Raw genomic sequence first — 17,015 nt, 5'->3', positions numbered from 1 at the left:
CCTTTTTGCTTGAAGCCGTTGGAGCGACTCACAAAACCCGATCTTTATACGCCCCACAAAAATTCTTGTCAAGCTTTTTTTTGCAACCTCAAAACTTTCTTTCAGTCACAAAAAAACCTGCGGGGAACCGTCGGGCGTGTTCCCTGCAGGTGAGAACGATTTATATAGAAACAGGAGCAGCTTGTCAACTTATATTTTCATTATTTCAAAATAAGTTTATGATATTTCTTTTTGCCGGCCCGGAGCAAGATTTTTCCGTTTCCGGAATCGGATGTGGAGATCAATTGATCAAAGGCTTCAATACGCTCGTCGTTGAGGTACCCCCCCCCCTGACTTAATAGACGTCGGGCATCGCTTTTGGATTTACACAAGCCAACCTCGACAAAAAGATCCACGGCTGGCAGACCTTTATCCATCAGCACCTTGTCGTAGGTGCTGCTTGGAACCCCATCATGGAGGGATTTTATTTTCATACTCGTACCCATAGATCCATCGGCACCATTTTCCTGCCCACCCATGCCATTTCTTGGCACCGTGCTGGAAGGGATTACATCATCTGGTATCTCAGGGACACCAAACATGGCAGCGGAGGCAGCATAGGCACTCAGAGCCTGCTCTTTGCCATGGGCGATGGTGGTGGCCTCCCAGGCAAGTATGGCCTTGGCTTTGTTCAATAACGCCCCTTCCATGTCTTTAATGGCCTCAATCTCTTCCATGGGTAAAAAGGTGAAAAGTGCCATGAATCTTGCCACATCGGCATCATCACAGTTAACCCAGAACTGATAGTACTCATAGGGAGAAGTCCGCTCAGGGTCCAGCCACACTGCGCCTTTATGGGTTTTCCCCATCTTTATGCCGCTGCTGGTGGTAATCAATGGAAAGGTGATGCCAAAGGCTTTTTTCTGGTGGGTCCTTCGAACCAGATCAATACCAGCCACAATATTTCCCCATTGATCACTGCCCCCCATCTGCAGACGACAGTCATGCCTGTGACAAAGCTCCATGAAATCATAAGCCTGGAGCAGCATATAGTTAAATTCTATAAAACTTAAACCATCTTCAGAGTCAAGGCGCATTTTATAGCTTTCTGCCTTTACCATGCGATTGACGCTGAAATGCCGACCAATGTCTCTTAAAAACGGGATGTATTCCAGACCCTTCAACCATTCGCCATTATCCAGAAGCAGTGCCTTATCTTCCGTAAAATCAATAAAACGGGCCAGCTGCTGCCGAATTCCCGCTCGATTAATGTCAATCTCTTCCTGGGTAATGACCTTTCGCATTTCCGTCTTACCGCTGGGATCTCCAATAAGACCCGTTCCACCACCCACAAGCCCTATGGGACGATGTCCATTGCGCTGCATGTGAGCAAGGGCCATTATACAGACCAGACTTCCCACATGGAGACTTGAAGCGGTGGGGTCAAAACCAATGTAGCAGGTGGCTTTTCCATCATCAAGATAGGATTTGAGTTCTTCTTCATGTGTAACCGCCTCAACAAAACCACGTTCCTTTAAAATTTCAAGAACCCCCATTTCCGTATCACTCCCCTTCTTTATATATTTCTGTACAATTTATCTTACACCCAGGTCTTCCGATATTCCCATTCCGGTCACGCATCACCCATCAAGGTCGACAATATGGCATATTTATTATTTGTTGGTGTATTCCACCGCCCGGGTTTCCCGGATCACAACCACCTTGATCTGACCTGGAAAGGTCAGGGTTTCCTCTATCTTAGATGCAATATCCCGGCTGAGCAAAACAGCATCGGTGTCTGATATTTTTTTGCTTTCAACCACCACTCGAATTTCCCTACCTGCCTGAATTGCATAGGTATTTGAAACGCCATCAAAGGAATTGGCAAGCCCTTCAAGTTCTTCTAGCCTTTTAATATAATTCTCCAGGGTCTCTTTTCTGGCACCCGGCCTTGCTCCGGAAAGGGCATCCGCCGCCTGGACAAGAAAATCGTACACAGTGGCAGGCATCTGATCTTCATGGTGGGCGGCAATGGCATTGACCACTTCATCGGACTCACCATGTTTTTTGGCAAGCTTGGCGCCAATCAGGGCATGGGGGCCATCCACCTCATGATCCACGGCCTTTCCAATGTCATGGAGAAGCCCCATTCGTTTGGCAAGTTTTACATCCAGCCCCAGTTCTGCTGCCATAATACCAGCCAGAAAAGCAACTTCAACGGAGTGCTGCAACACATTCTGGGCATAACTGGTTCTAAATTTTAACTTACCAATCACCCGGATCAATTCCGGGTTAATCCCATGAACCCCCAGATCAAAGGCAGCCTGCTCCCCGGCTTCTTTAATGGTGATATCCACCTCGTCGGTGACCCGTTGTACCACATCTTCAATACGTGCCGGATGAATTCGGCCATCGGATATCAACCGGGTCAAGGCAATCCTTGCCACTTCCCTTCGCACTGGATTAAAACCGGATAAAATAACCGCTTCGGGGGTATCATCAATAATGAGGTCAATGCCGGTGGCAGCCTCAAGTGCCCGGATATTTCTACCTTCACGCCCAATAATTCGCCCCTTCATTTCATCCCCCGGCAGCTGCACCACGGAAACCGTTCGTTCAGCAATAAAATCACCGGCATATCGCTGGATTGCTGTGGAGATAATCTTCTTGGCTTCCTTATCCGCCTTTTCCATGGCTTCACTGGAAATACGTTTTACCAGCTTTGCCCCCTCGTGGCGGGCTTCATTTTCCATGGTTTTAAGCAATATCTCCTTGGCCTGCTCTGATGTCAGACTTGCCACCTTTTCAAGCTCTTTTCGGGTGTCGGAAAGCAACTGTTGATAATCGGCTTCTTTCTCATCCAGACTGATCAATCTTTCCTGAATTTTCTTTTCCGATCGTTTCAACTCAGCTTCAAGGGCCTCAAACTGCTCCTTGCGTCTATCGAGCCTTTCACTGTGGGTCAGGATGCGACGCTCTTCAATTTTAAGTTCAGCCCTTGCCTGATCCGTTTCTGAATCAAAGGCACTTTTCATCTCAAGCAGACGGCTCTTGGCCTCCAGTTGCGCTTCTTTTATGAGATTTCCTGCTTTTTTACGGGCATCGTCAAGGAGACGGGCCTGCTCTTTTTCTACCTCCTCAACCCGAATCTCAAGCTTTTTCCGAGTCAACCAGTATGCCACACCGAACCCGAATGCGGTTGCGGTCACCAGTGAAAAAAACAACACAGTATATTCCATTAATTACTCCCTTCACTATTTGATATCAGACAATTATCACGAAAATCTTTGCACTTCTCCATTTCATGGGTAAAGCCAGTGGTAGAAAATTTTGTCATCAATTCACCCGGAACGGATTCTTTTATTTTCAGGGGCAACCCACAAAAAAAGAAGCACTCAAAAATTCAAATATGTTCAACCTGTGCAGATACAATGCAAGAAATATTATTTTGAGGAGAATAAAAAAGGAGGGGATAGATGAAGATAAAACAGGCAGCAAACAGGTTAAAGACCCATCATGCTGCCAAGGGAAAGTGGATTTCCTGTGTAAAACAAGGAATCTTCCACGCAGATACAACCCCCACACATACCGTGTTGCTTATGTCTTTGAACCAGTAGTTCAAAAGGTCGGTCGTCCATATGGGTACCTTAAGGCTTTTCCATACAAAGTGGAACATGCACACCAGTACCAGGGTGGACTCCCTTGTGTGTAGCGTTAGGCAAAGCACTCTAAGCAATCACAAGTAGCGCAGGGGCGTTTCTGTTTATTTTTTAAAGGATAATTCCCTTGATTTATCCGCTTTGAGATACAAACACCTTCAATTTATTTAACAGATCAGACGATTTACGGTCCACATGGTCATGGAATTTTGACACCTCAGATTCAGTTGCAACAAGATCATTTGCCAGATTCATCCCGGCCAGAAGTAACACAACGACTCTGTTTTGAACCGAAGCCGTATTATTAGTTTGATCTTCAGCCTGGGAGACATATTGTTTTAACTTTTCAACAACCTTTTCACAATCTTCCAGTGGCTTATCCGTTCTGAATTGAAATTGTCTGCCAAACAAATCTATGGTGACAATTTCTTCCACTGCTGAGGCTTCTTTATTAATTGGAACTCCATTTTCCCTTGGGGACATTCTGGGTTAAGACGTCTCTGAAAAGGTATTCAGTTTAGTCAAAAGCCCATCAATCTTTGATTGAACGGCTGCCTGTTTTTTTACAAAGTGCTCTTCAGACAGATTCTTTTCAGCAAGTTGTCCCTCAAGGGCCTTTACTTTGATTAACAACTCTTCATTTTCCTGCTGAAGTGTCTGACAAAGCTCTATTAAAAAATCGACTTTCTCGTCAATATCTTTAAACTTATCTTCTAACAACTCGTTTTCCATTCCCTGAACCTCACAATATTTAGCTTAACTATAATTCATACCATTTAACAAAGTCAAGACAATTCATTGGGCTTTTCAGCCATACAGCGGGCCACCATTTGAAGATCTTCCAAGGTGTTGACCCCCATGATCTCTCTTGCAGTGTCTCCCAAAAGACAACCTGCCCGTTCCCCCATTACCACGGCAATTTTCACAAGATCCGTAAGGTAATATTCCTGCTGAGCATTATGCGAATCAATTTGATCTATGGCGGACATCAGGAATTCTTTCTTTATGCAGTAAATCCCTGAATTGATCAAATTGTTTTTTCTTTCTGACGGCGTTGCATCCGTTTCTTCCCGAATGCAAAGCAGTTGATCCGCATCATCCTGAATCACCCGTCCATATCCCGTGGGATCATCCACCCGAACAGCCAGAAGTGACAACTGATTTTTTTTTTGCCGATGAAAACCAATCAGATCCGCAAGGGTATGTGGTTGAATCATGGGAACATCCCCACACAGGATCAAAACGTCAGTCACATCGTTCGGCAGCACTGGTAATGCCGACTTCACGGCATCCCCCGTACCCAAAAGCGCTTTTTGCCAGGCAAACAGCACATTAAATTTCCGGGAAACAGCTCTTTTGACCAAGTCTCCACCGTGGCCAATAACCACCACCACATGTTTTTCCAAAAGTGACACAGCACAGGAGACCACCCAGTGAATCATGCTTTTGCCATTGATTTCGTGGAGCACCTTGGGCAGATCAGATTTCATCCTAGTCCCCCTACCCGCGGCCAGAATAATAGCTCCCACATCAGAATAGTTGATTTTTTCCATATTCATTCCAAACAATATCAAAGGAGTTTCTTCATTTTCCCGGCATCATCAATAATGGGGTCGGTTCTAACCCCGGTTAATTGAGCAAAAGGTCAGGCTTGCCTTATTACCATTAAAAAAAGGGGTGCCCCCAAATCAACTTAAGAGCACCCCTGTATTTATTCAAACATCCGCATATAATACAGATTATTTCATACGGCTACATTATCTCACAGAGGCAATGTCCAACCGATGCAAGGCCCGTCTCAATGCTGCTTCCGCACGGATAAGATCAATATCATCGGTTTTACCGGCAATCCGTTTTTCAGCACGATCCTTTGCCTGTCTGGCACGATCCACATCAATCTCACGCCTGCGTTCTGCTGACTCTGCAAGCAGGGTGACTTTGTTTGGAAGCACCTCGGCAAATCCGCCGTTAACGAACAGATACCTTTCCTTACCGGAGGCATCTTTATAACGCAGGGTTCCCACTTTCAAAGAGGTAAGAAAAGTGGTATGGCCACGCAGCACGCCAAATTCACCTTCCGACCCCGGGGCAACCACTATCTGAGCTTCTTCGCTGACCACCGCCTTTTGGGGGGTGACCACTTCCAGAAATATATTCTCAGCCATTTTATCCCCCTTGAGTTAGTTATCTGAACTCATTTTAGCAGCTTTCTCGACGGCCTCTTCAATAGAACCCACCATGTAGAATGCTGTCTCGGGAAGATCATCATGCTTTCCATCAATGATTTCTTTAAAGGATCTTACAGTGTCTTCAACCTTTACAAACTTACCAGGCATACCGGTGAAGGTTTCCGCCACATGGAAGGGTTGTGAGAGAAATCTCTGAAGTTTACGGGCACGTTGCACCGTAATTCTATCCTCATCTGACAGCTCATCCATACCCAGAATAGCAATGATATCCTGGAGTTCTTTGTATTTCTGAAGGGTCTGCTGCACGGTGTTGGCCACAAGGTAATGTTCTTCACCAATATAGGCGGCATCCAGAATTCGTGAGGTTGAATCCAGGGGATCCACCGCAGGATAGATACCAAGCTCCGCAATCTGACGGGAAAGTACAACCGTTCCGTCCAGATGGGCAAAGGTGGTGGCAGGAGCCGGGTCAGTCAAGTCATCGGCGGGTACATATACGCACTGAACAGCGGTGATGGAACCTTTATCTGTTGAGGTAATACGCTCCTGGAGCTCACCCATGTCAACGGCCAATGTGGGCTGATAGCCAACGGCTGAGGGCATACGACCAAGAGTTGCAGACACCTCTGCACCAGCCTGGGTGAAACGGAAGATATTATCAACAAAGAGAAGCACATCCTGGCCCTCTTCATCACGGAAGTATTCCGCACAAGTCAGTGCGGATAGGGCAACCCTTGCACGGGCTCCCGGAGGCTCTGTCATCTGGCCATACACCAGGGCACATTTGGGAAGAACACCGGAATCTTTCATCTCATGGTAAAGGTCATTTCCTTCACGGGTTCTTTCACCAACGCCACCAAACACGGAAATACCACCATGCTGCATGGCGATGTTGTTTACCATTTCCATCATGATAACGGTCTTACCAACACCTGCACCACCAAACATTCCCATTTTGCCACCACGGGGGAAAGGAACCAGAAGATCAATTACCTTAACACCGGTTTCAAGAACGCGGACAGTGGTGTCCTGGTTGATAAATGCCGGAGCAGACCTGTGGATGGGCAGCATCTTGGAGCGATCAATGTCGCCAAGCCCATCAACGGGTTTACCCACAACGTTGAGTACCCGGCCAAGGGATGCCGCACCAACGGGCATCATGATGGGAGCGCCGGTATCTTTTACTTCCATTCCCCGCTGCAGACCATCGGTGACATCCATACCGATGCATCGAACAACATTGTCACCCAGATGTTGGGCCACTTCGATGACCAGGTTATCAACTTCATCATTGATAACGGGGTTAGTCAAAGTTAAAGCAGTAAGAAGGGGGGGAAGCTTTCCAGGTTCAAATCTTACATCAACAACAGCACCCAGCACCTGTGCTATTTTTCCTATATTTTCAGCCATGTATTCCTCCTGTTAAAGCTGTTTGCTTTTTTATATTTGGTATAATTATCCGTTGAGCGCTTCAGCACCGCCGACAATGTCCATGAGATCTGCTGTAATACCTGCCTGACGCGTCTTATTAAAGATGGTCTGCAGTTCATCGATCATGTCTTCGCATGCCTTGGTTGCGTTCTCCATGGCCCTCATCCGGGAGGCATGCTCACTGGTTGAGGTCTGAAGCAGCGCATCATATATCTGAATAAAAATATTCTTGGGCAGCATTTCACCCAGCAACTCATCGGAAGAGGGCTCGCAGATATGCTCTGCCAGGTACACCCCGTCCTCGGTTGCTGCAGCCCCATCCGCTTCCACAACTTCTATGGGAGGAATGGGAAGGATCTGCTTTATCACCGCCTCCTGGCGGGCCAGGGTTTTAAAATCAGAACATACCAGATATACTTCATCAACAGCTTCTTCAAGAAAACTATTTATCAGTTTCTGTCCAGAAGTTGATGCCACACTGAAATCAAATTGTCCACCCACAACGCCGAGATATTCATCTTCGATGGCCATGGGTGTTCTCCGGGCCCAGTCACGGCCCCTCTTTCCAAAACAAGTAAAAGAGACCTCCTTGCCCTGGAGGGACTCATTGACAAATTTTTCTGCTTTTCCGATCAGATTTGCATTAAAACCAGCACAAAGTCCCCTGTCCGATGTGCACAGAATGATATTGACTTTTTTTACTTCTTCCCTTGGAACAAGCAGGGGACTGGCTTCTTCGCCGGCCTTACCTGCAATACTTCCCAGTACTTCGGAAAATTTGGACGCATAGGGCTTAAACGCCTCCATACTCACCTGGGCACCGCGAAGTCGGGAAGTGGCGACCATTTTCATGGCAGAGGTGATCTGCTTGGTCTTTTTTACACTACCTATCTTTAATTGGACTTCCTTTAAGGTTGCCATAATATTTCCCTTTTACGCCTGTTTATAAATGATATTCACTTTATTTGAAAAAAAAATCAGACAACTCTATTATTGAGCTGCCTTGAATTCTTCGTCATAGGCATCAAGGGCTTTTTTCAATTTGGCTTCGATATCGCTGGTAATTGCCTGTTGTTCCACAAGATCTGTGAAAATTTCAGGAAATCTATTATCAATAAAATCGTAAAGTCCATTTTCGTACTTGTTCACCGCTTCCTTGGGATACTTATCTATATAGCCCTTGGTACCAGCAAAAAGAATTACCACCTGTTTTTCCATGGGAAGGGGTCTGAACTGGGGTTGTTTCAACAGCTCAACCAGTCTTTCCCCACGGGTGAGTTGGCGCTGGGTGGCGGCATCAAGGTCACTTCCAAAGGCGGCAAAGGCTTCAAGTTCACGGTACTGGGCAAGATCCAGACGCAGGGTACCGGCCACTTGTTTCATGGCCTTGCACTGGGCGGCACCACCCACACGGGAAACAGAAAGCCCAACGTCAATGGCCGGACGGACACCGGAAAAGAAAAGACCCTTGTCAAGATAGATCTGACCGTCGGTGATGGAGATAACGTTGGTGGGAATAAATGCGGAAACGTCACCTTCCTGGGTCTCAATGATGGGAAGTGCGGTGAGGGAACCAGCACCTAAATCATCGGACATTTTTGCAGACCGTTCCAGCAGACGGGAATGGTTGTAGAAAATATCTCCAGGAAATGCCTCGCGTCCCGGGGGACGTCTTAAGAGCAAAGACACCTGACGATAGGCAGCAGCCTGTTTGGAAAGATCATCATAGATAATCAGGGCATGCTCACCTTTGTCACGGAAGTACTCACCCATGGCGCATCCGGCATAGGGTGCCAGGTACTGCATGGCAGCAGACTCGGAGGCGGAGGCCACAACAACAGTTGTGTATTCCATGGCACCGTGCTCTTCAAGGGCGGCAACCACCTGGGCAACTGTGGATTTTTTCTGACCACAGGCCACATAAATACATTTCATGTCCGTATTTTTCTGGGCAATGATGGCATCAACGGCAATGGCGGTTTTACCGATCTGACGGTCACCGATGATCAACTCACGCTGACCACGTCCCACAGGGGTCATACCGTCAACGGCTTTACTTCCCGTGTAGCAGGGTTCATGAACAGACTTACGGGCGATAACACCGGGTGCCACAAGTTCCATGTTCATAGTGATACTGGAATCAATGGGGCCTTTTCCGTCAATGGGTTCACCCGTGGTGGAAACAACGCGACCCAAAACAGCCTCACCAACGGGAACAGATGCAATGCGGTCGGTACGTTTTACAACGTCGCCTTCCTTGATCTTCTTATCCTCACCCAGGATGGCAACACCGACGTTGTCTTCCTCAAGGTTCAATGCCAGGCCCAGAACGCCACCAGGGAACTCCACAAGCTCCATAGCTTTTACTTTTTCAAGGCCATACACACGGGCAATACCGTCACCAACAGACAGCACCACCCCGGTCTCGCTGAGCTCAACCTCTTTATCGAAATCTTTAATCTGCTCTTTTATTATCTGGCTTATTTCTTCAGCTCTTATTTTCATTAGACTCTCTCACCCCTTTTTAATGATTCCCTCATATTGAACAGTTGAGTTTTAACGCTGCCATCCAGCACAAGATCGCCTATTTTGGTCACAATTCCGCCAATGAGCTCGGCATCCTGCTCAACATCCAGAATAATTTCTTTACCGACTCGTTTTGCAAGGCCCTGTCTGATTTTCTCTGTGGCCTCGGCGGACAGCTCTGTGGCCGATACCAGGGTGGCATGAACCACGCCGTTGAGTTCATCTGTAAGTTTTTTATAAAACTCGCTGATATCCCTTAGAAAAACGATGCGCCGCTTATCAAACAACAAAACCAGAAAGGATTTCATCACCTTGGAAAAAGAGGTTTTTCCAAGAACGGATGTCAACACATTCCTCCGGTCATTCTTGTCAAACAAGGGGTTGGTTACAGCTTTTTCAAGTTCAACACTGGTGTCAAAGAGTTCCACAATTTCATCCAGCTCTTTACGATACTGATCTGCATTGCCATCCTCTTCGCCGATAAGCATCAATGCCTTGGCATACCGCCGTGAAATAGATATATTTTTCATTATGCCACCACCTTGTCCAGATACTCATCAACCAGACGGTCTTGATCTTCAGAATTAATCAACTCTTTCACAAGGGACTCCGCCTGTTCAAGGGCTTTTTCAGCAATGTCCTGCTGCAGTTTCAGCTTGGCAGCCTTGAATTCCTGCTCAATATTTCTTTTCGCAGTTTCTTCAAGTTTGGCGGCCTGGGCTTCCGCTTCGGCAAGTATCCGCTGTTTGGCATCTTCGCCCTGCTTGACATAGGTCTCTATAATTTTCTCAGTTTCCTGGTCAAGGCTTGCCATTTTTTCTGCATACCCGGCAAGGCTTTTCTCTGCAGCTGCTTTTTTCTGTTCAAGATCGGCAAGTTCTTCTCTGATAGCCTTTACCCTTGAAGAAAAAAATTCAGCCACTGGTTTTCTTGCAATATAAAATAATACAATGGCAAGCACCGCAAAGTTCATCACCTTGTAGGTGTCTGTGGCCATCCAGCCCTTGGGAGCGGCTGCACCATGCTCTCCTCCGGTCGAGGCCAGGGCAACTCCGGCAAAAACAAAAAAAAGGGTCGTTGCTGCAGGAATGATGGTCCTGGAATGTTTCCGTATAAACCGTTCAATCTTCATCAGCACGCCCTCCCCAGTATTTTTTCACCGATCGCCCTGGCAAAGGTTCCAATCTCCTGTTCAAGAGCAGATTGAGCCTTCCGGGTCTCAGTGGCAACCTGGTCACGAATTTCAGCAAGGTTGGCCTGAGCTTTCTTGTTGATCCTTTCAATAATCTCTTTTTCTTCCTGGGATGCCTCTTCGACAAAAAGGTCTTTCTGTTTCAGACCTTTCGCCCTTGCACCCTTCAATCCTTCCGCATATTCTGTGTCCTTGAGAACAGCCTCGGATGAAAGAGCTTCAACACCATCTTGAAGTCCTTCAATCTTTGCCCGTCGATCCAGGAGCATTTTGCGAACAGGCCTGAACAGTACCCGGTTGAGCACGTACAGGAGAAAAAGGAAATTGATGATCTGAATAAACAATGACCCATCAACACTAACCATACATTTCCCTCCGCCAGTTAATAATTAAAAAAAAATTCACTAACCTATATTCCATACAGTTGCCCGGCGTCATCACCGGCAACTTTAAATACAAAGTAAATCGAAATTTGAGTATCACCACGATGAATTTTTGTCAACATCCAAATAATTGAGCTCCTTGAATATTCCATGAAACACACCCGTGAAGAAAACGGCTTTTACAAATTTTCAGCCAGACAGAAAACGCCGCATGCTCACGTTCATTAAAAGGCCGATGCCCGCCATATTGGTAATTACCGAAGATCCCCCGTAACTGATCAAGGGAAGGGGAACCCCCACCACCGGCATCAATCCCATCACCATGCCAATGTTAATAAAAATCTGCCAGAAAATCATGATGGTAATACCGAATGCAAGTATGGAACCAAACATATCCCGACAGCCATAGGCAATGTTAAATCCCCAGAGAAGAAAGAAAAAATACAGCACCAGAAGGGCGCAGCATCCCACAAATCCCCATTCTTCGGCAAGAACAGAAAGAATAAAATCCGTATGCTGTTCAGGAAGAAAAGAAAGGGCGTTCTGGGTGCCCTGGAGATACCCCTTACCCAATATCATGCCGGAACCAATGGCGATCTTGGACTGAATAATGTGATAACCTGCCCCCAGGGGATCTCTGTCCGGATTAAGGAAGGTCATGATTCTGGCTTTCTGGTAATCCTTTAAAATCATCCACACAAGAGGGGCAGCGGCGGCGGCCAGGGCAGCACAGGAGAAAAAGACTTTTTTCTGCACATTAACAAAAAGGGTCATGGATGCGGCAATGAACAAAAGAAGAAGGGCCGTACCCAGATCAGGCTGTTTAAGGATAAAAAGAAATGGAATGGCCAGCAGCGCACCCGGTTTTATCAATCCATGGAATCCAAGGCCTTCTTCGGTGACACAGGTGGAAAAAACCGATGCCAGAACAATGATCAATGACAATTTCATCAGTTCCGAGGGCTGCACGGTGAAGGGACCAAGGGCAAGCCACCTGGTTGAACCTGCCACATGCTTTCCAAAAACAAGCACCGCCGCCAGAAGTGCCACACAGACAACATAAATAATCAAGCTGGCCTTGTCGATGAACTTGTAATGAATTAAAAACGAAGAGACCATCAATATCATCCCTCCCCCCATCCAGATGATCTGTTTTTTAAATATCATGTCCATTCCGGGCACATCCCCTGCGGTGACCGCACTATAAAGGATCCCAAGGCCCAGGGAACAGATAAAAACAGTCAGCACAAAAAGCCCCCAGTCAAAATATTCAAAAAGCCTTCGATCAAACATGTCGCCTCCATTTACGTCCCCAGGGGCAGGACGATGGGTACCCCATCATTGTTTCTCCTGATTCTCAAAATATCCACTGCGTTCCAACCATGTTTTCACCACATGACTTGCCACCGGTGCTGCAGCAGTGGCCCCATGCTCTCCATGCTCAATGATCACAGAAACGGCTATCACCGGTTTTTTTGCCGGGGCATAACACACAAACCAGGCATGATCCCTCAACAGATAATCCAGGGGGTCATTTTTACTTCGATCCCGATCTTTCTTCTTCATACTGAACACCTGGGCCGTTCCTGTTTTGCCGGCCATACTCACTCCATCTATTTTAACCGATCGGGCGGTCCCCCGTTTGCCGTGGACGACCCTTAAAAGCCCCTCCCTGACAATACGCAGGGTTTCTTTTCCAGCGGGGATACCCCCGGTGATTTCGGGCATCTGTTCCACCGGAGGCTCCCCTGGACTCACCTGGACAGACTTTAATATTCTGGGACGGTACAAGGTGCCTTCGTTGCCCACGGCGGCGATGAGCACCGCCATTTGAAGGGGTGTCACCTGGTTGAACCCCTGTCCGATGGCAATGGACAGGGTTTCCCCACCCTGCCAGGACACACCAAATCGTTTGCGCTTCCAGGCAGCCGTTGGGATCAGCCCGGAGCGTTCTTTTCGCAGTTCAATGCCGGTGGGTTTTCCAAGGCCACACCCCCTGGCATACTGAGCCAGGGTATCCACCCCCACATCCTGCCCCACATTATAAAAAAAAACATCACAGGATTGTTCAAGGGCCCCGATGATATCCAAGTCACCATGGCCCCATTTTTTCCAGCAGCGATAGACACGGTTCCCATATTTATGCCGTCCGGAACAGAAATGGGAGGTATGAATATTGACACTTCCCTCTTCAAGCCCTGCAATGGCCGTGACAATTTTGTAGGTGGATGCCGGTGGATACTCACCCTGGATGGCTTTGTTGGTCATGGGATGACCAGGATCCTGCTGAAGTGCCTGCCATTTTTTATGGGAAATTCCACCGATGAAATCATTCTGATTATACGACGGACTGCTGGCCATGCAAAGCACATCGCCGGTGGCGGGATCAATGGCCACCACGGCGCCGGACAGTCCCGCAAGCAAGGATTCCGCCGCCTGCTGGAGTTCTAGGTCAATGGTCAGAAAAATATTTTGACCCGGCACAGGATCCACGGTATTTAAAACCCGCACCAGACGGCCGGTGGCATCCACCTCCACCTGACGTCCGCCTCTTTTTCCGTGCAGCACCGTTTCAAATTCTTTTTCCACCCCATCTCGGCCAATGGCGTCACCACTTCTCACATCAGGATACTTATTTTTTCTGAGCTCCTCACCGTTGACCTCCCCCAGATACCCCAAAACATGGGCGGCACATTTTTCATGGATATAGTTACGCCGGGGCTCAACGTCAATGATCACTCCGGGCAGATCAAAGGCATGGGCCTTGACCACCGCCAGCTGGTCCCTTGAGATATTTCGCTTTAAAAGCAGGGGATTTAATTTAGACTGCCCCCCCCGATTACCAACGTGCTCCTGGAGTTCCTGGAGGGGCACCTGCATCAATTCAGAAAGACGCAAAAGGGTGTCTTCCACAGGGTCGGCATCTTTTAAGATGATTTTAAGATCAAAAGAAGGGCGGTTATCAACCAGAATGGTGCCATTACGATCGTAAATCAATCCCCGGGGCGCTGGAATACTCTGTAACCGGATACAGTTATTGGCAGATAGATGCCGATAGACCTCCCCCTTGATAACCTGAAGATAGACAAAACGGGCAAGCAGAATGGAAAAGGCCACGGATACACAGATGGTGCCTCCCATCAAGCGTTTTTTAAGCCATTCCCTGCCCGGTGGCTTGACATATTCAGACACCCTTACCTACATCTCCTGATTCTCATTTTTTCCCCTGACAGACTTCGCATTTTTTTATCCCAACGGCCTTTGCACCCATGAACAAGCCATAGAGAAAACGGAATTATGAAAAAACCCACAATGGCCTGCTTCCCCATGGAAAACAAGTCCGTGGAAGAAAAAGACCAAACCTCCTGCTTCACCAGAAGGATGAACATGAAAAATCCATGTTCCATGAAAATGGCAATGACGCTGATCACGGGAATGAATATAAAATTTCCTGCATGAATAACATGCCTCAGTATCTGCACAAACACATAGATCCACACATAGCAAGAAATATAAAACCCGAAGGGCGACCCGGAAAGGCTGTCCATGATCCAGCCAAGCAGCATCAAATAAAAGACCATAAAGCCGTTTGAGGTAAACAGACTGACATAGAGGACGTTGATAATAAGCAGATCAAAACAATTGGTAAAAAATCGAATTTCAGGTATCAGTGTGGTTTGAAGAATCACCAGCACAAGGGAAAGAATGGGATAGAAAAGCACAGTCATGGGAGCGCGACTTCAGGAGGTTGGGCCTGTTTCACAAAAACCAGCACCTCTTCCAGCGTATTGAAGTCCACACTGGTTTTGATCTTGACATGCTGAAACAATGCAGAATTTTCTTTTTTCACATCCACCACGTTCCCAATGCTCAGTCCCTTGGGAAACACTTGATCCAGTCCAGATGCCACAATGTGATCACCAATGGCAACCACTTCTTTTCTCAGGGTATAATCAAAAAAACAAATATCCGTATTATCTCCCTGGACAATTCCCCTGGCCCGGGTGTTCTGCACCAATGCATCAACGGAACTGTTCCGATCGGTGATGAGAAGCACCCGACTGTACCGGCTGGACACCGCCACCACCTGCCCAACAATTCCCTCGGCGGCCACAACGGGAAGCCCCCGTAAAAGTCCTTCGTCGGTTCCCTTGTCTATCATCATGGTACTGAACCACGGCGATGGGTCCCTTGCAATGACCTTGGCCGCCACCATGATCCGGGATTCGGTTTCCTTGAAATGAATAAATTTTCTTAAACGCTCATTTTCCAGAATCAGCTCACGGTAATGGTTCTGATCCGCTGTGGCCTGGGCCAGGGCCTTTTTAAGCTCTTTATTTTCCCTGGCCGCAGATATAGATGCAATATAAACAGTCCAGACGTCCTGAACGGCATCCACGGTTGTACTCACCAGCCTTTGAAATGGAGCCACCATGGCAATGGTGAGACGTTCAAAAGGCCCCACAGCAATGCTGTCCTGACTGCCCACCGCCAGAAAAACAAGATTTCCCAGAATAATAAAAACGGCTACAATCACAAGTATGAATCGTTTAGAAAACATGGCCTCAGTCGATGACAACCTCTCTTAAGATCTCTAAGGAGTCAAGGGCTTTACCACAGCCAAGTGCCACTGTGGTCAGCGGGTCTTCCGCAACAATAATGGGAAGTCCGCTCTTTTCCCGAAGAAGTTTATCAAGATTTTTCAAAAGCGCCCCACCACCGGTGAGCACAATGCCACTGTCCACAATATCGGCGGCCAGTTCCGGGGGGGTCTGCTCCAGAACAATTTTGACGGTCTCAACAATGGCTTCAATCTGTTCGGAAATGGCCAGGCATATCTCCTCGGAATCAATGGTCAGAATCTTGGGAATTCCAGAAATCAGATCCCGTCCCTTGACCTCAATGGTTTCAAAACTGTCTGAATCTGGGTAGGCATTTCCAATGGTTGTTTTTATTGTCTCTGCGGTTCTTTCACCAATGAGCAGGTTATATTTCCTTTTGATGTGCTGTTTTATGGAGGTATCCATCTTGTCCCCGGCTACCCGGATGGATTTACTATAAACAATACCTGCAAGGGAAATAACCGCCACCTCGGTGGTTCCTCCGCCGATGTCCACCACCATATTGCAAGTGGGTTCCGTCACCGGAAGTCCCGCACCAATGGCCGCAGCCATTGGTTCTTCAATGAGAAACACCTCCCTTGCCCCGGCAAGTTCGGCGGATTCGCGCACGGCCCTTTTTTCCACCTGGGTGATCCCCGAAGGAACGGCAATGACTATCCGGGGCCTTACCAGGGTGCGTCTGTTATTGTGTACCTTGCGGATGAAATGCTTAAGCATGGCCTCGGTGACTTCAAAATCAGCGATAACCCCATCACGCATGGGCCGAATGGCAACGATGTTGCCAGGGGTTCTGCCCAGCATTCTTTTGGCCTCGGCCCCCACGGCAAGGACTCTGTTCTTCCCCCCCCTTGCGTCCGTGCGCACCGCCACCACAGAGGGTTCACTCAGCACAATCCCCTTGCCTTTGACATATACAAGCGTATTGGCAGTCCCCAGATCAAGGGCCAGGTCACTTGAGAAGACACCCAGAACAGAATCAATTATAAGGTTCATATTACCTCTTTCCCATGAATATATTTGATAAATTCAGGCCT

Annotated in this window: 17 protein-coding genes and 1 other RNA gene; all 18 read right to left on the bottom strand. The window is 47.6% G+C overall.

Translation table 11 applies throughout. From position 1 onward, the window contains the following. Nucleotides 1-200: 200 nt before the first annotated feature. Nucleotides 201-1,535 (bottom strand): tyrosine--tRNA ligase, encoded by a 1,335-nt coding sequence (gene tyrS / locus ACYQ2M_RS09165; RefSeq protein WP_459916033.1) that lies wholly within the window; start codon nucleotides 1,533-1,535, stop codon nucleotides 201-203. Nucleotides 1,536-1,652: 117 nt separating this feature from the next. Further along, nucleotides 1,653-3,218, bottom strand: a complete 1,566-nt coding sequence (gene rny / locus ACYQ2M_RS09160; protein WP_459916032.1) for a ribonuclease Y — start codon at nucleotides 3,216-3,218, stop codon at nucleotides 1,653-1,655. 333 nt (nucleotides 3,219-3,551) lie between these two features. Beyond that, a non-coding RNA gene (ssrS, locus tag ACYQ2M_RS09155) (6S RNA) lies at nucleotides 3,552-3,736 on the bottom strand. A gap of 34 nt (nucleotides 3,737-3,770) precedes the next feature. Beyond that, nucleotides 3,771-4,073, bottom strand: coding sequence for a cell division protein ZapA (locus tag ACYQ2M_RS09150; RefSeq protein WP_459916031.1), 303 nt, complete (start codon nucleotides 4,071-4,073; stop codon nucleotides 3,771-3,773). Between the two features lie 54 nt (nucleotides 4,074-4,127). Further along, on the bottom strand, nucleotides 4,128-4,370 hold the full coding sequence (zapB, locus tag ACYQ2M_RS09145; protein ID WP_459916030.1) for a cell division protein ZapB: 243 nt from the start codon (nucleotides 4,368-4,370) through the stop codon (nucleotides 4,128-4,130). 53 nt (nucleotides 4,371-4,423) lie between these two features. Next, complete coding sequence (locus tag ACYQ2M_RS09140) at nucleotides 4,424-5,191, bottom strand: sugar phosphate nucleotidyltransferase (RefSeq protein ID WP_459916029.1); 768 nt, start codon at nucleotides 5,189-5,191, stop codon at nucleotides 4,424-4,426. Between the two features lie 204 nt (nucleotides 5,192-5,395). Next, nucleotides 5,396-5,803 (bottom strand): F0F1 ATP synthase subunit epsilon, encoded by a 408-nt coding sequence (locus ACYQ2M_RS09135; protein ID WP_459916028.1) that lies wholly within the window; start codon nucleotides 5,801-5,803, stop codon nucleotides 5,396-5,398. Between the two features lie 15 nt (nucleotides 5,804-5,818). After that, on the bottom strand, nucleotides 5,819-7,237 hold the full coding sequence (gene atpD, locus ACYQ2M_RS09130) for a F0F1 ATP synthase subunit beta (protein WP_459916027.1): 1,419 nt from the start codon (nucleotides 7,235-7,237) through the stop codon (nucleotides 5,819-5,821). 45 nt (nucleotides 7,238-7,282) lie between these two features. Continuing rightward, a complete protein-coding gene (gene atpG, locus ACYQ2M_RS09125) occupies nucleotides 7,283-8,179 on the bottom strand; it encodes an ATP synthase F1 subunit gamma (RefSeq protein ID WP_459916026.1) in 897 nt (298 codons plus the stop codon). A gap of 69 nt (nucleotides 8,180-8,248) precedes the next feature. Then, entirely contained in the window at nucleotides 8,249-9,763 is a 1,515-nt protein-coding gene (atpA, locus tag ACYQ2M_RS09120) for a F0F1 ATP synthase subunit alpha (protein WP_459916025.1), read from the bottom strand. Further along, nucleotides 9,763-10,314 carry an ATP synthase F1 subunit delta gene (gene atpH, locus ACYQ2M_RS09115; protein WP_459916024.1) on the bottom strand — a complete coding sequence of 184 codons (552 nt, stop codon included), beginning with the start codon at nucleotides 10,312-10,314 and terminating at the stop codon, nucleotides 9,763-9,765. Before atpH ends, atpA begins: the two co-directional genes overlap by 1 nt. Then, nucleotides 10,314-10,916: a F0F1 ATP synthase subunit B gene (locus tag ACYQ2M_RS09110; protein ID WP_459916023.1), complete on the bottom strand. Its 603-nt coding sequence runs from the start codon at nucleotides 10,914-10,916 to the stop codon at nucleotides 10,314-10,316. Before ACYQ2M_RS09110 ends, atpH begins: the two co-directional genes overlap by 1 nt. After that, nucleotides 10,916-11,341 (bottom strand): F0F1 ATP synthase subunit B, encoded by a 426-nt coding sequence (locus ACYQ2M_RS09105; protein WP_459916022.1) that lies wholly within the window; start codon nucleotides 11,339-11,341, stop codon nucleotides 10,916-10,918. Before ACYQ2M_RS09105 ends, ACYQ2M_RS09110 begins: the two co-directional genes overlap by 1 nt. Nucleotides 11,342-11,548: 207 nt before the next feature. Beyond that, the gene (rodA, locus tag ACYQ2M_RS09100) at nucleotides 11,549-12,652 is read right to left on the bottom strand and encodes a rod shape-determining protein RodA (protein WP_459916021.1); all 1,104 of its coding nucleotides are present in this window, start codon (nucleotides 12,650-12,652) and stop codon (nucleotides 11,549-11,551) included. 45 nt (nucleotides 12,653-12,697) lie between these two features. Then, entirely contained in the window at nucleotides 12,698-14,551 is a 1,854-nt protein-coding gene (mrdA, locus tag ACYQ2M_RS09095) for a penicillin-binding protein 2 (protein ID WP_459916020.1), read from the bottom strand. Between the two features lie 2 nt (nucleotides 14,552-14,553). Continuing rightward, nucleotides 14,554-15,087: a hypothetical protein gene (locus tag ACYQ2M_RS09090; protein WP_459916019.1), complete on the bottom strand. Its 534-nt coding sequence runs from the start codon at nucleotides 15,085-15,087 to the stop codon at nucleotides 14,554-14,556. After that, the gene (gene mreC / locus ACYQ2M_RS09085) at nucleotides 15,084-15,938 is read right to left on the bottom strand and encodes a rod shape-determining protein MreC (RefSeq protein WP_459916018.1); all 855 of its coding nucleotides are present in this window, start codon (nucleotides 15,936-15,938) and stop codon (nucleotides 15,084-15,086) included. The genes ACYQ2M_RS09090 and mreC overlap by 4 nt, the downstream gene beginning before the upstream one ends. Next, complete coding sequence (locus ACYQ2M_RS09080; protein WP_459916017.1) at nucleotides 15,925-16,974, bottom strand: rod shape-determining protein; 1,050 nt, start codon at nucleotides 16,972-16,974, stop codon at nucleotides 15,925-15,927. The genes mreC and ACYQ2M_RS09080 overlap by 14 nt, the downstream gene beginning before the upstream one ends. Between the last annotated feature and the right edge of the window lie 41 nt (nucleotides 16,975-17,015).

The sequence above is a fragment of the Desulfocicer niacini genome (assembly GCF_054657595.1).
The sequence above is the reverse complement of the archived record's forward strand: the minus strand, read 5'-3'. Positions and strand labels throughout refer to the sequence as shown.